This window comes from Xanthomonas sp. NCPPB 1325 (genome assembly GCF_041477645.2).
GTDB classification, from domain to species: domain Bacteria; phylum Pseudomonadota; class Gammaproteobacteria; order Xanthomonadales; family Xanthomonadaceae; genus Xanthomonas; species Xanthomonas cannabis.
On sequence record NZ_CM192985.1, the window covers coordinates 601,355 to 616,927 of the forward strand.

Genomic DNA, 15,573 nt, shown 5'->3' on the forward strand with positions numbered 1-15,573 from the left:
CGATCGCTACTCAGGGCGGGGGGCGTCGGCTGGCATTGAATTGCGGGGAGTCGACATATAGATAAGTAAGCCGCTAGGCAGGACATCAACGCATACTATCAAGCGCGCGCTTCAGGTATTTGGCAGCATCAAAATATCCACATCTCGTTGCTTCTTTAAAAAGATACCGTAGCGCGCAAATAAATCTATATTTCTCTTCACATTCTTGGTCGATTCTAGGCTTGGAGTTCCTCGATTTTTTTAGTGCTGTTATAGAAAAAAATAAAAAAATAGAAGCACATAGGGCGTATATAAGAAAAAACAAGAGCATCATATTAGCTTCCAATTGCTAGTAGACAAAAAGTGCGGGGACTCTAATGATGCCACTTTTTATTAGCATAGCAAGAAATATAAAACGAAGAATCTAGGAGTTTTACGGGATGTTGAGACGGTTGATTTGGTTAACGATGGTGTCGCCAGTTGACCTCATTAGTTTCTTACAAGAATTTCTAAAATTCGTTTAAGAACATTCCGTGGCTCGCAAAGGTAAAATTTCCCATGGAAACTGCATCATTAGTTCCACCATTAGATGAATCATTTGCTTTTAGTCAAGAAGAAGTTGACCTGTTCTCGCTCTTAAGCGGGGATCTCAACCCACTTCATATAGATCCTCAATATGGGAAGCGATCTTCCTTTGGCGCTTGCATTGTGCCCGGTGTGATGGGAGTTTTAGCAGCACTCGAACGAATAAATATTACATTGATAGGGAGGCTGGGTACGCTTAAAGTCAAATTTAAAAATCCTCTCTATGTGAATCGTAGTTACTCCTGCACAGTCGATCTAGAAAGCGAAGGCTTCTGCAGGTTTTCCGTGCGGGAAGGAACGCGGGTCCTAATACAAGTCGAAATTTATTGGCTGATCGGAGATGACAACGGGCAAGCTGTTTTAGGCAAGCTTAAATATGAACTTGCTGGGCAGCAGCAGGAATATATTAAAGAGGCTTCTGATATCTGCGACTACGACGACGCTGTGCTCAATGCTGGCGTGGCGATGACTGGTAGCTATGCGTCGACAGGACTTGGTAAATTTTATAAAAGTGCAGTCAAGCGGTATGGTTCAGCGTTAATTGACATGCTTGCACTTACAAGTTACCTGACGGGTATGAAGCTGCCTGGGGAGCGGGCGATATTTTCTGGGCTGAGCTTAAATTTCGAGCGCGGATCGCAAGCCGGTTATTTTAAATATATTCTATCGACGCAACACTTTAATCGAGATTATGGATTGTTAGAAACGCAATTGTCGGTAGATGACACGCAATCAACATTCGCTCGGGGAGAGCTCCGATCGTTCGTTAGAAAGAAAATAACTGATTTACCAGTCCGAAATTACATCGCTGCGCTTGAGAGCTCAGAGACCCATCTTCTTTCAGGCAAGATTGCGTTCGTTACAGGAGGAGGGCGGGGACTTGGCTCAGCGCTTGTTCGAAGTCTTGCTGTGCTGGGCGCACACGTTTATCTAAATTACCGAGATAGCGGTGATCAAGCACGTGAAGTAGCTCGCGACCTAGAGGAGCATGGCCTATCTGTGACCCTGCTTCATGGCAATGCCGGAGACAGCACTTGGCTTGCTTCTGTAGAAGCTGAGCTGTCTGCGAAACACCAACGGCTTGACATCCTCGTTTGCAATGCTTGCGAACCTCCCTCAAGGGTGGATGAAGACGCGTCATCCTCACTTTACCGAGCCAACTACGTCAAGCGCAATTTGCATCTCATTGATGCGCCGCTCAGTGCATTCTCAACTCTGCTCGCGGCAAGTGGCGGTACGTGCGTGGCGATCTCTTCGGAAATGGTCGACACCTCGCCGGCGGGGTATGCGCATTACGTTGACTTAAAGCGACGGACAGAAGCGCGCGTGCGGGAGCTTGCCGACGCCGAACCGTCGGTCCGCACGCTCGTCGTGCGTCCGTCGAACCTGTTGACCGAGATGAGTAACACGCCGACGCGAATACTGAACGCGCAGGCGCCAGACGAGGTTGCGATGCGGATCGTAAACGTGCTGTCGACGATGGATGAGCGGCATTGTCTGCTGACGAATTTCTCCGATAAAGCTGCGGCGGTTGCGGTGTCGGTGCTGATGTTGACCGGCAACTTCACGCTCGATGCGATGCTCGATGAATTCGACGGATGGCTGGCATGCCTGCCCGGTCAGCACGCAGTTCGGCAGACTGGCTACAACCGGATGATGCAGGATCTGGTGAGCCCGGACAGTACGTTGAACACGGCCGAGGGTACGGCTAACCTGCTGTATGTGCGCGTGTCGGACTGGCTACACGAGCGCGATGCCTGCTGGCGCGACAGCGGCCTCAATCTGTCCGGCGAGGAGGCGTTCGTTCATCAGATCGCCGATGAGTTCGTCGCTGCGTTGCGCGGCTTTGCCAGACGCAGTCGCGCAACGCAACTGCTGATCGTCTGTCCCGATCCGCGCCTCGATCCGGCCGATCCGGGTGCTCCGGCCTTGCTCGAGGCGATCTATGCGCAGTTTGCGGCCCTCGCGATCGAACTGCCGAACCTGATGACCGTATTTGCGCGAGATTATCACGCGATCCACGACATCGACCCCGGTCGGATCGACGACGCCCAGCGTAACCGGATCGCGCATATCCCGTATGTGCAGAGCTATTTCCGCTTTCTGGCGGCGCTGGCCGTGCGCATGCTGAACGCAAAGCGTCAGCAGACAGCGAAGGTGGTGGTGCTCGACTGCGACAACACGTTGTGGAAGGGGGTTTGCGGCGAGGAGAACGATGTCCGCAATCTCGTGATCGACGAACAGATGCGCGGGTTCCAGCGCTCGATGAAGGATCTGCTAAGCCGGGGTTTCATTTTGTGTCTTTGCAGCAAGAATCGCGAGGAGGACGTCTGGCACGTATTCGATCAGCATCCGGACATGGTGCTCACGCGCGACGATATTGCCGCTGCGAAGATCAACTGGCTGCCGAAATCCAGCAATCTCCGTGCGCTCGCAGGCGAACTCGATCTTGGCTTGAACAGCTTCGTGTTTTTCGACGACAACCCGCTGGAGTGCGCGGAGGTTCGGGCCAATGCGCCCGAAGTGCTGACGATCTGCACGACGCAGAGCGAGGTTCCTCTGTCGCAGTGGACGGGGCTGCTGTGGGTGTTCGACCAGTTGACCTTGACCCGCGAGGACGGTGCGCGCACTCAGATGTATCGTGAGCAATCGCAACGTGAAAGGTTCCGAGAGTCCGCCGAGTCGTTCCGCGGTTTCATCGAAGGACTGAATCTGCAGGTTGCGGTCAAGCCGATGACGCCGGAGATGGTGGATCGCGTTTCGCAGCTGACGCTGCGCACGAACCAGTTCAACAACACCACGATCCGGCGTGACCGGTCGGAAGTCATTGCGATGATGCGCGACGACGCATGGCATCTGCTCGTGATCGACGTTGTCGACCGATTCGGTGACTACGGTACGACGGGATTCGTCGCGTATCGACTCGAACCGTCGTGCCTCTACGTCGAATCGTTCCTACTCAGTTGCCGAGTGCTCGGCCGAACCGTGGAAGACCGGGTGATGCAGCGGCTCATCGAAATCGCTGAGGAGACCGGCGTCGGGCAGGTCCATGTTGCGTTTGCGGCGACCAGGAAAAACACGCCGTTCCGGCAATTTCTGGACAAAATCGCGCCACAGGAGATTGTCTCCGGCGATGGTGCGGAGGCCACGCCTAGCCGCTACCTGTTCGATCGCGAGACTTTGCGCGACGTGCTCGATCGGCAGGCATATCTGGCGCAGCAGGAGGGCAGCGATGACGCGCCGGCCGAGCGCCGGCCGCCATTCGTCGTAAACGAACGGCGTCTGACGCACGACGTCGACTACGGGAAGATCGCGGAACGTATGAACCTGGCATTCGACGATATCCGCGTGTCCGGCGTTGAGGCGATCGCGTTCGGTGCCATGCAAGCGGACGTGCAGCCGATTGCCGGTGCGACTGTCGCTGCAGCCGACCAGCGTATGGCGATGGGCGTGGTTGGCCGCGAGGCGGAGCGCGAGGCGGCACTGATGCGTGAAGTCAAGGCGCGCTACGCGCGCGTGTTAGGTATCGGTCCCGACACGATCGACGAATACGAGGAACTCGAGCGATACGGTCTCGAGTCGATCGACGTGGTGAACCTGACTGTCGAACTTGCCAAGCTCGTACCGGGCCTCGCGCCGGCCTTCCTGTTCGAGCATCGTACCCTGCACAGCGCCGTACGCGCATTGATCACCGATTACAGCACGAGCGTGCCTGGCGCTGCACATGAAACTGCACAGCCGGTCGCAACTCCCACTGCGCCGGCGGCGTCCAACACGTCGCGGCGGGCGCCGGCCGACCATGCTGAAGCGAACGAGAGTGACGGTACCCGCGAGGACATCGCGATCGTTGGCTTGCACGGCATCTATCCGGGCGCCGACGACATGAACGCGTTCTGGCAATTGCTGCAGACCGGCGAGTGCCGGATCGTGCCGATGCCCGAAGCGCGCCGGCAGCTGATCGATCGCGCGTTCCCGGGCATTGCATCGACGCTGCACGGTTACATGGACCGCGCCGGCTATCTAGACGGAATCGAGCGTTTTGAGGCAGAGCTGTTCGGCATCACGCCGAAGGAAGCCGAGTTAATGGACCCGCAGCAGCGCTTGTTCCTGCAGGTCGTTTGGGGGCTGTTGGAGGATGCCGGCTATACGCGGCATACACTCGATCGCTCGACTGGCGTGTTTGTCGGCGTGCTGTCGAACGACTATGCGATGTACGCAAATCTGCATGCTTTGCAGCATCCCGAGCAGTACCGCCACACCGACTACTACCAGATCGCGAATCGCGTGTCGTACCACTTCGACCTCACCGGGCCGAGCATGGCGATCGACGCGGCCTGCGCGTCGTCGGGCACCGCGTTCCATCTCGCTTGCCGGTCGATCCGCGATGGTAATTGCGAGTCGGCGATCGTCGGTGGCGTGAACCTGATCCTGCATCCGAGTCGCCTGATCCAGTACTCGCAGACGGGCATGCTGTCGGACAGCGGCAGCTGCACGCCGTTCGGGCAGCACGCCGACGGCACGCTGCTCGGCGAAGGGGTCGGCGCGGTACTGCTGAAGCCGCTGTCGCGCGCAGCTGCCGACGGCGACAACATCTACGCGATCGTAAAAGCGTCGTCGATCAACAGCGGCGGCAAGACCAACGGCTTCACCGTGCCAAATCCGAACGCGCAGGCTGGCCTGATCGCGAGCGTACTGCGCGCATCGCGCGTGCCGGCGCCAGGTATCGCGTACATCGAGGCGCACGGCACCGGCACTGCGCTCGGCGATCCGATCGAGGTCAGCGCACTCAGCCGCGCATTCCGCGAAATCGGCGGCGAGAGCGTACGGCGCATCGGATCTGTAAAGGCGAACGTCGGCCACGGCGAATCGAACGCGTTCCTTGCGAGCCTGAGCAAGGTGCTGCTGCAGTTCCGCCATCGCCAATGGGCGCCGACGCTGACCTCTGAGCAGGGCAACCCGGCGATCGATTTCGCGGCGGCTGGCTTCGAGGTACAGCGCACACTCGGCGATTGGTCCGAGCGTGAGGCCGAAGGGACGGTCGCCGCGTGTATCAGCAACTTTGGCGCGGGCGGCTCGAATGCGCACGTGGTGCTGGAGGCGTGGCCCGCGCGTGCGGCGCGCACACCTGGCGGCGCGACGCGCCATCTGGTGCCGTTGTCCGCGCATCGGGCAGAGCTTTTGCCGCTCATCGCCCATCGTCTGCGCGAACATCTGCTGCGTGTCGACGCGATCGCGTGCGATGTCGGCTCGATCGCCTACACGCTGCAGATCGGCCGTCAACACTTGGACCACCGCGTCGTCTTCATCGTCGACGGGCGGAGCACGCTGCTCGATGCGCTTGAGCGATTCGCGGCAGGCGCTGGCGCAGACCCGTGCTGGCTGTGCGGCAGCACGGCCGAGCGCAATGTACTCGGCGATTTTCTCGACCGCCAGCCGGACATGCTCGAGCTGCTCCGGAAATGGGCTGGTGAGCACGACCATCATCGGATTGCGCAACTGTGGTTGCACGGTTTCACCCTGCCGTGGGAGGAGCTGCATGCCCCGACCCCGCCGGTGCGGATCAGTCTACCGACCTATCCGTTCCGCGGACGTCCGCACTGGCTCGAACACACGTATGCGCCTGCAGGACTTGCCGCGAAACCGGCTCCGGCCTCCGTTGCCTCCGCCGATGGCGACGCGTCGTTGTTCACGCCGGCATGGGTCCGTGAGGATCTGCCCACCGAGGCGCGCTTGCCGGCGCGTAGCGGCGCGCGCCATATCGTGTTCTGTGGGCTCGACACCGTCGCGAGTGTTGCGCTGCGCGCCGCGCTCGGCGCAACCGACGCGACCGTGCAGTTCTTGCCGCCTGTACAGCCGGAGGACACCGCATTTGCCGACCACGCAGCCGCGCTGTTCGCGTCGCTGCGCGAGCGGCTCTTGCACGGTCTGCACGAGCCAGTGCTCGTGCAGGTGACGGCGGCCGGCGCAGACAGCGAAACCTTGGACGGACTCGCGGCGCTGCTGAAGACGGCGGGGCAGGAAAATCCGCATCTGTCGGCGCAATGCATAGTATTGGACGAGGCGCCGGCTGCGGCCGCATGGCTCGATATTCTGCATGACGAAATGCGCGCTGGCCGCGACGTAGCGGTCCGCTATTGTCCGCAGCGGTGCGTGCGCGCATGGCAGCCGTTGACGCCGGCAGTCGGGCCGTTCTTCGACGGGCTTGTCGTCTCCGCCGGTACGCCGCGCGCGTACCTGATCACCGGTGGATCGGGGGCACTTGCGCTGCCGTGTGCCAGATGGATTGGCGCGCACGATCGCGACGCGACGATCGTCCTGCTCGCGCGTCGCGACGAGGCCGACTTGATGCGTTCGTCGCAGGGCCACCGGATCGACGCGCTGCGCGCCGAAGGGGTGCGGGTCGCATACCGGCGCGTCGATGTTGGCGACCGCCGCGCGCTTGCGGAGTGCGTCGAGGAGATTTGCGCGTCACTGGGGCCGATTCACGGTGTGATCCATTGCGCGGGCATCGTCCGCGACGCATTTCTGATGCACAAGTCCGAGGAGGACTTCCGCGCGGTCCTGACGCCGAAGGTCGCCGGCGCGCTGAATCTTGACTGGGCGACGCGGAACCAGCCGCTTGCGTTCGTCGCCTTGTTCTCGTCGATTTCGGGCGTGCTCGGCAATGCTGGCCAGGCCGACTATGCGACGGCCAATGCGTTTATGGATGCGTTCGCACATCGCCGCGCCGCGCAGGTGCGCGCAGGTGCGCGCTCGGGTCGGACCGTGTCGATCAACTGGCCGTTGTGGCGGGACGGCGGAATGACGCTGGACCGCGAGCTAGCGACGCTGTTGCACGAACAGCACGGCCTTGCGTCGATCTCGAACGACGCCGGAATGCGGGCGCTCGATCGTGCGCTTGGCTCGGACGCGGATCAAGTGTTCGTCGGGACCGGTATCGAGGACGAGGTCGCTCGTCTGCTGGCCGCGGCGGCGCGTCGGCAGCCAGCGGAGAGTGGCGGTCGCCAGCCGGTGGCGCCGTCTGCGCTCACTCTGGCGCCCTCGGTGTTAGCCGCGGCCGATCTGTATCCGTATCTGAAGCGGGTGCTCGGCGACGCGACGAAACTCGATGCCGCGGCGATCGACCCGCATCGGCCACTGTCGGAGCTCGGTCTCGATTCGATCATGCTCGCGAAGTTGAACAAGGTGCTGGCCGGGAGCTTCCGCCAGCTGCCGAGGACGTTGTTCTACGAATATCCGACGCTCGAGGCGCTCGCCGGCTATCTGGCAGAGCAGATCCGCATTCAGGATATTCCCGCCGACCGCTTTGTGCCCGCGCATGCGTTGAGCGAACCGGCGGCGCCGGCGCTCGCGACGCGCTCCGCGGCAGAGCCGGCGCGGCTGATACAGCCGGCGGACGCGCCGGCCGCCCGGCCGCCAGTGCATCCTGCGATGCGCAGCGCAGCCAACACGCCGGCCATGCGCGATGCCGACCCTCCGCGCGAACAGCCGATCGCCATCATCGGTATCGGCGGTCGCTACCCGAACGCGCCGTCGTTCGAGGCGTTTTGGCGCCGTCTAAAGACCGAATCGAGCGAGATCGGCGAGCTGCCGGTGCGCCGCTGGTACGGTCCGCAGGCGGACCCGGAGAGCGACGTGCATCCGCTGCTGCGCGGCCGCAAGGGCGCGTTCCTCGACGATTTCGCGCAGTTCGATCCGGCCTTTTTCCAGATCGCGCCCATCGACGCGTATTCGATCGACCCGCAGGAGCGGCTGGTGCTAATGGCGAGCTGGGCAGCGCTCGAAAGTAGCGGCTACACGCGCCAGCGGCTCAATTCGCGGCACGGGCGCAATGTCGCGGTCTGCGTCGGCGCAACCAAGAGCGGTTTCAATCATTTCTCCTCGGGCGCCGCCGTGCAATCCGGCGGCGCCGACGCACGCGAGACCGTCACGTCGACCTCGTTTGCGAACATGGCTAACCGTGTGTCGTATTTCCTCGACCTGCGCGGCCCGAGCATCGCATTCGACACCATGTGCACGTCGTCGTTGACGGCGATTCATCACGCGTGCCGGTATCTGCAGCAGGGCGAGGCAGAGCTTGCGATTGCGGCCGGCGTCAATCTACATCTGCATCCGAACGATTACCTCGCGCTGGAACGGCTCGACATGCTGAGCGACGACGCGCAGGTGCGCTGCTTCGCGATGGAAGGCAACGGCTTCATTCCCGGCGAGGCGGTCGGCGCGGTCGTTCTGAAGCGCCTCGAGGCGGCGCTCGCCGACGGCGACCGGATCGACGCGGTCATCACGGCGACAGGCGTCAGCCACAGCGGGCGTACGCATGGCTATACCGCGCCGAGCCTCGCGCAACAGGAGACGCTGATTCTTAAGGTCATCGAACGCTCGGGCAATCACGTCGACGACATCGCCTACGTCGAATCCGCTGCGAACGGATCGAGCATGGGCGACGCCATCGAGTGGGGCGCGTTGAAGAATGTGTTCCGCACGCGGACGCAGCCATGCGCGATCGGCTCGGTCAAGCCGAACATCGGCCATCCGGAAGCCGCCGCCGGCATTGCGCAACTCAGCAAGGTCGTCGCGCAGCTCAGGCACCGCGCGCTCGCCCCGACACTCGTGGACGAGACATCGCTGGACAGCGATCTGCTCGCCGATAGCGGGTTGCGACTTGTCACGCGTTACGAACCCTGGCCGGCGCAGACCGGCCCGCGCAAATGCCTGATCACGGCTGCGGGTGCAGGCGGCACCTACGCGGTGATGGTGGTCGAGCAGGCGCCGGACCGAGTGGATGCACCTGCGGATCGTACCGCCAACGCCGTCGTCGCGATCGCGCTGTCCGCGCGCACCGCAGAGGCCTTGAAGCGCGTCGCCGCCGATCTGCACGATCATCTCGCTGCATATCCCGAGCATCGGTTGGAGGACATCGCCTACACGCTGCACGAGGGCCGCGAGGCGATGAAGGTGCGCACCGGCTGTGTCGTCACGAGCCGCCGGGAGCTGATGGGCCGGTTGCGCGCAATGGCGTCGGGCGAGCCACCGACGTCTGGCGAAAGGGATGCCACGCTGCCTGCGACGTCCGTGCATGCGCAGATGCGGCTGGAGGTGGCGTTGCAGGCGTGGGTGGACGGGCAGAATGTGGACTGGTCCGATGCGTACGGCAGCGCGTGGACGAACGCGCATGGCGCGCCGCTCGCGCTGCCCGCATACCCGTTCGAAACGCGCGACTATTGGCGCGCGCCAGCGCATGCGCCGGGCGTAAGTGGGCGCACGGGCTCAGCCTCGGCGCCGGTCGAACCGGAAGTGGCTGCGTACTCGCCCGCGGCATCCGCGCAGCGCAACGACGCCGCGTCGAGACCCGCGGCTTCGCCCTCAGCATCGCCTGCACCTGCGCCTGCACCTGCACCTGTGTCGCCCGAGGCGACGTTGCGCGAGATCGTCGCCGAGGTGAAAGATGCGATACGTGCGCTACTGGGTTTCGACAAGGCCGATGCGATCGACGACGGGGCGACGTTCTTCGAACTCGGCATCGACTCGATTCGGATGGTGCCGTTCGTAAGCGGAATCGCGGACCGGCTCGCAGTCGACCTCGACGAGACGGTGCTGTTCGATTACCCGACCATCGCCAGGTTCTGCGAACACATCGCGCGCTTGCGCGCGGCCACCGTGGACCGTGCTACCGGGATGGATGACGGTGCTGCCGGTCGCAGTGCGCCGGTCGCGCTCGCGACGGCCGGCCGGATGCGCGTCGAGACGGCCGCACCGGTGACCGATGCGGTCCTGCGGCAACTGAAGGAGCTGGTCAGAACGATCCTGCAGTACCCGGAAACGGAGATCCTCGACAACGACGTGACGTTCTTCGAGCTGGGCGTCGATTCGATCCGGATGGTCGGTTTCGTCCGCGAACTCTCGGCGAGACTGGGCCTGGATCTCGAAGAGACAGTACTGTTCGATTATCCGTCGATCGTCGCGCTCGCCGGCCATCTCGCTGTGCTCCGGCGGGCCGACACCGCGGCGCTTGCCGATTCGCCGCCGGCATGGCTCGGTCAGGCGGAACTGCAGCAAAACCTGCGCCGCTACGGACGCACCTATGAAGAAGCGGTGCCGCTCCAGACCGAGGGGGAGGGCCCATTGTTGTTCTGCCTGCATCCGGCGTCCGGCGACGTCGCGATGTTCGGCAGGCTGGTCACGGCGGTCGGCACACGCTGCCGCGCGGTGGGTATCAAAGCGCGCGGTTTCCTGACGAAACGGCCTTTGTGCGCCGACGCCTGCGAGATGGCGGAGTACTACGCCGAGGTGATCCAGGCGATCGATCCGGTCGGACCGTATTACGTGATGGGTGCGTCGATGGGTGGGGTCGTCGCCTACGAGGTTGCGCGCGTACTGCAACACGCGGGCAAGCACGTGAAGTCGGTGTTCATGCTCGAGACGCCACTCATCACCGACCAACGCGACGAGGACATCTTCGCGCTCGACGAGCTGCAGAACTGGTTGACCAACGCGAACTTCCTGATGATCGCAATGCTGCATCTCGATCCGGCATTCCGGCAGCGCAAGAAGGCCGGGCTCGTCAAATGGGAAGATCTCGTGATCACCGAGTCCGATTTGCGGATCGACGACGGCGCAGCGCTCGATGCCGACCAGGTCGAGGCGAGCCTCGTCGCACTCATCGTCGAGCGGGGCGTTCGCCAGGCGGCGGATATCCTGCGCCTGCGCCTGCGGTCGATGTCCGACACGCACCGAAACAATTTGCGCAGCATGCGCGAATACCGCTGGCAACCGCTCGCGCGGCCGGACGAGGTCGAGATCCTGATGTTTCGTACCGAGACCGCCAAGGCGACGTCCGACGAGGTCTACAACCCGAACTATCTGTACAAGCTGCAGCGCGTGCACGGATCGATGATTCCCGTGCTCGATACATGGGTCGAGAAGATGCCGCAGGTTCGCACCGTGATCGTGGGCGGCAACGACCATTTCCAGCTCTGCAGCCAGGGCATCGGCAATGAGGAAGTCATCGGTCCCGTGCTCGCGTCGATGCATCGCATGCACCCGGCCGCGGCGCAACATGCGACGCCCGCCGACAGCGCGCCGATCGTCGCACAGGCGCCAGCCGCGGCGCCGGCGACCAGCGCCGGACCGGGCGCGTTTCGGGTCGCTGTGATCGGCCTGTCCGCGCGGTTTCCGGGTGCCGAGGACGTCGATGCGTTCTGGCGCGTGCTGTCTGCGGGCGAGAGCCTGATTCGCGCGGCGCCGGCCGGGCGCTTCGCCTCGGCGGACGGCGCGACGGACTACGGTTGCCTGTTCGAGCGCATCGACGAGTTCGACAATGCGTTCTTCCATCTGAGTCCGAACGAGGCGCAACTGATGGAGCCGGCCGAGCGGTTGTTCCTGCAGGAGGCGTGGCGCGCCGTCGAGGATGCCGGTCTCGTGTCCGATCGACTCGCCGGCTCGAAGTGGGGGGTGTTCGCGGGCAGCGGCGGCGACTACAACCTGCACGTCCAGACCGTACTGGGCATCGCGCCGCAGGTCTCGCAATCGACGCTGCCTGGCCGCGTTGCGTATCACATGAATCTGACCGGGCCGACGATGGCGATCGATGCGGGCTGCGCATCGTCGCTGATGGCGATTCGGCATGCATGCGACAGCCTGCGGCTCGGTCAGTGCGAGATCGCGATCGCGGGCGGCGCGATGGTGTATTCGACGCGCAACCTGATCGCGACCAGCCATTACTACCGCCTGCTGAGCGACACGGAACATGGTGCCGCACTGCTCTCCGGTACGACCGGCATGCTGCCCGGAGAGGCGGTCGGCGCGATGGTGTTGAAGCCACTCGATGCGGCCGAGCGCGACGGCGACCGTATCTACGCAGTACTCGATGCGTGGGGCAGCAACCACAATGGCCGGACCCAGGGCATCGCGGCACCAAGCGCCGTCGCGCAGGCGGATCTGCTGACGTCCACCTATCGGAGCTTCGGCATCGATCCCGATTCGATCGGCTTCTTCGAGGCCAACGCGAGCGGTTCGCCACTCGGCGACAAGGTCGAATTGCAAGGGCTGCGGAAAGTGTTCGGTGAGCGCTCCACGCAGCGGCTGGCGCTCGGCACCGTCGAGAACAACGTCGGCCATTCATTTGCCGCCTCGGGAATCGCACATCTGCTGAAGGTGATCCTTGCGCTTCATCGCGACACGCTGCTACCGACCGCGAACATCGATCCCGCGACGGCGATCGCCGGCAGCGACGGTGACACGTTCGAGCTTCCAACGCGCGTCCGGGCGTGGCCGCGTCAGGCGGGCGTGGCGCGTCGCGCGGGTGTCAGCTCGTACAGTGCGACAGGCATCAACGTCCATCTGGTTGTGTCCGAAGCGCCGCCCGCCGCTTTCGCGGCATCGTCCGCGCGACCGGAGCCGGTGCTGCTGGCGATCTCCGCGCCCACGGCCGACGCGCTGCGGCAGCGCTGCCGCGATCTGCTCGATTACGTAAGCGCCACGCCGGCGCCGCCATGGTCGCTAGCGCAGCTCTCCGCGAACCTATTGTTGCGGCGCAATCACTTCCGTTATCGGTGCGCGCTGCGCGTGCGCGATCGCTTGCACACCGAGACCTTGCTGGCGCGGTTCCTCGCAAACGAGGCCGATCCCGACGTGCTGACGAATCTCGACTCGGCGTCGGGCGATGCGGAGTCGGCGGCCGACCAAGCGCGCCTTTCGGCACTGCGCCGCGATGCCGCGGAGTTCAACACAGGGCAGGACGCGTTACCGCTCGCGCATGCCGCTCGCTGGTATGTGCACGATGTCGCGTTCGACGCTCGGCGCGGATTCGCCGCGAGCGATCTGGCGCCACTGTCGCTGCCCGCCTATCCGTTCGAGCGGACCCGCCATTGGTTACTGTCGCAGGCGATCGCGGCGCCCGTCGCACCGGAGGAGCCGGCAGCCGAACGGCCGGAACGCTGGTTGCTGCGGCAGGTCGCGACGATCACGGGCGACCAACCCGACGCGTTGCGCGCCGATACGAACTGGAGCACGATGGGCTTCGATTCGCTGATGAGCATGCGGTTGCTGTCGGCGATCAACGAGCAGATGGGCGTCGAGGTGCAACTCGTCGACCTGCTAGACCGACGTACGCCGGCGGAACTGGTCGAGCATTTGAACGGGCTCGGTGCGTTCTCACCGCCGGACGGCGGGCGCGAGAGAACATCCGATCCGGTGGCGATGACGCTGCCGATGGTCCAGTACCCGTGGTTTGGCGAACGGCTCGCGGCGCTGCGTGCGCCGATCAGCGTGGCGAGTTTCGCGTTGCAACCGCAAGCGTCGGCGCCGGAGCCTCAGATCGACCGGCATCTGGTGCTGTCGTATATGCTCGACGCGGGTATCGCGGTGTTCCGCGATACCGACAAGGCGGTGCTGCTGGCCACGCGCTCGTTCGACATCGACGCGCACCTGCGGCACTTTCCCCACGACGCGGTCGCGGCGAGCCTCGGCGCGCTCGTACCCGGACGCTTGTGGGCGCCGCTGTCGCAAGAGCAGGCGCGCAACCTGTATCTGACCGAGCGGATGGACAACACTGCCTGGAACGTGTTCCACGTGTTCCGCCTGTATGCCGCCGCCGTCGATTTCGAACGGCTGCAGCATGCATTGACCCTGCTCGCGCGGCAGCAGGACCTGCTGCGCACGCGTTACGTGAAGGTTGGCGACGGTTATGCGCAATGCGTGTCGGAACTGGTATGCGTGTCGCTTGATCTGATCTCGACAAGCAGCCGTCAGGCCTTCTATCAGTTCATCCAGAGCTGCCGCAGTCACCAGATGCTGGAGGAACACGGCGGCTCGGCGATTCGGATGTGGCTGACGGAAACAGACGGTGCGTTCCATCTTGGTGTGGTCGCGCATCACGCACACGCGGACGCGTTCACGCCGGGCCTGCTGTTCTCGCAGTTGATGGCGCTGTACGAAAGTCTCGACGGCCAGGAAGCAGTACGCGCCGACGCCTATGCGCAACGCGACCAGTACTGGCTGTACGCGCTTCGTCAACACGATGCGGGCGGGGCCGACGCCGAGGTGCACCGTGCGTACTGGCGCAACGCGCTGTCCGGCGTCGATGTTGCCATGCGATTGCCGTATCGCGACGACATCGCATCGGCGCCGTCGTCGCGCAAGCTCGCGGTGAACCAGATCGTGTCTGTGTCGCCCGGGCTTGGCGATCGGATCTCGACACTGAGCAGGGAGCACGGCATTTCGTATCCGCAGCTGTTCGCGGCAGTGCTGGCTGTCGTGTTGCGCGAGTTCTTCGGCAACGATCGTCCGGTGCTGCAGGTGATCCACAACCAGCGCGATCGCGCTGCGCTGGCCGCATGTCTGGGCGACTTCTCGAACGTCGCGTTCGTGCCGTTCGAGATCGACGCGCGGCAAAGCGTGCTCGACACCTTGTACGCGGTGCGCCGAACCCTGCTGACCGGGTTGCAACATGCGCGGATTCCAGCGACGGAACTGCTACAGATCGTTGGTCTGGACGGTTATGCCGGGTACACGGCGATGGTCGGCGATGTCGTGTTGGACAGCGCGGATATCGATACGGCGAACGTCAGTGTCGCAGGCGAGCACGGCGTGTCCACGTACATGGATGCGGTGCTCGAGCAGCGCCGCATCCACTTCCTCGACCAGCCGCTCGCTTCGATGTTCTTCCAGTTCCTGCGGATCGATGGACATCTGTACATCTTCCACTCGTACAGCCGTGCGCTGTTCGAGCACGAGAAGATGCAGAAATTTCCGCAACTGATCGTCGAACTGACCGGCGAGATGCTGCGCGATCTGGACGCGCCGGTCGCCAGCCTGGTCGCCGCATTCGGGCGGCAGTTCGGCGAGATCGGTCACGCCGTGCGTGCGCTGCCAACGCGCGATGCGCCGACTGGCGAGGCCGCCGGTCTGCTGGAGCGCTTTCTTGGCGGCGATCTGTCGGTCGGTCAGTTGCGCAGCACGCTGCGCGCGGCGTCCGGCGATGTCGAGGCTCTCGCCAAATGACCGGCGGCG

At 63.3% G+C, this 15,573-nt stretch carries 1 protein-coding gene; it reads left to right on the top strand.

Going from position 1 to position 15,573, the window contains the following annotated elements; all coding sequences use genetic code 11:
* Positions 1-537: 537 nt before the first annotated feature.
* On the top strand, positions 538-15,564 hold the full coding sequence (locus ACCQ10_RS02570; protein WP_372362115.1) for an SDR family NAD(P)-dependent oxidoreductase: 15,027 nt from the start codon (positions 538-540) through the stop codon (positions 15,562-15,564).
* The last annotated feature ends 9 nt before the right edge of the window (positions 15,565-15,573 follow it).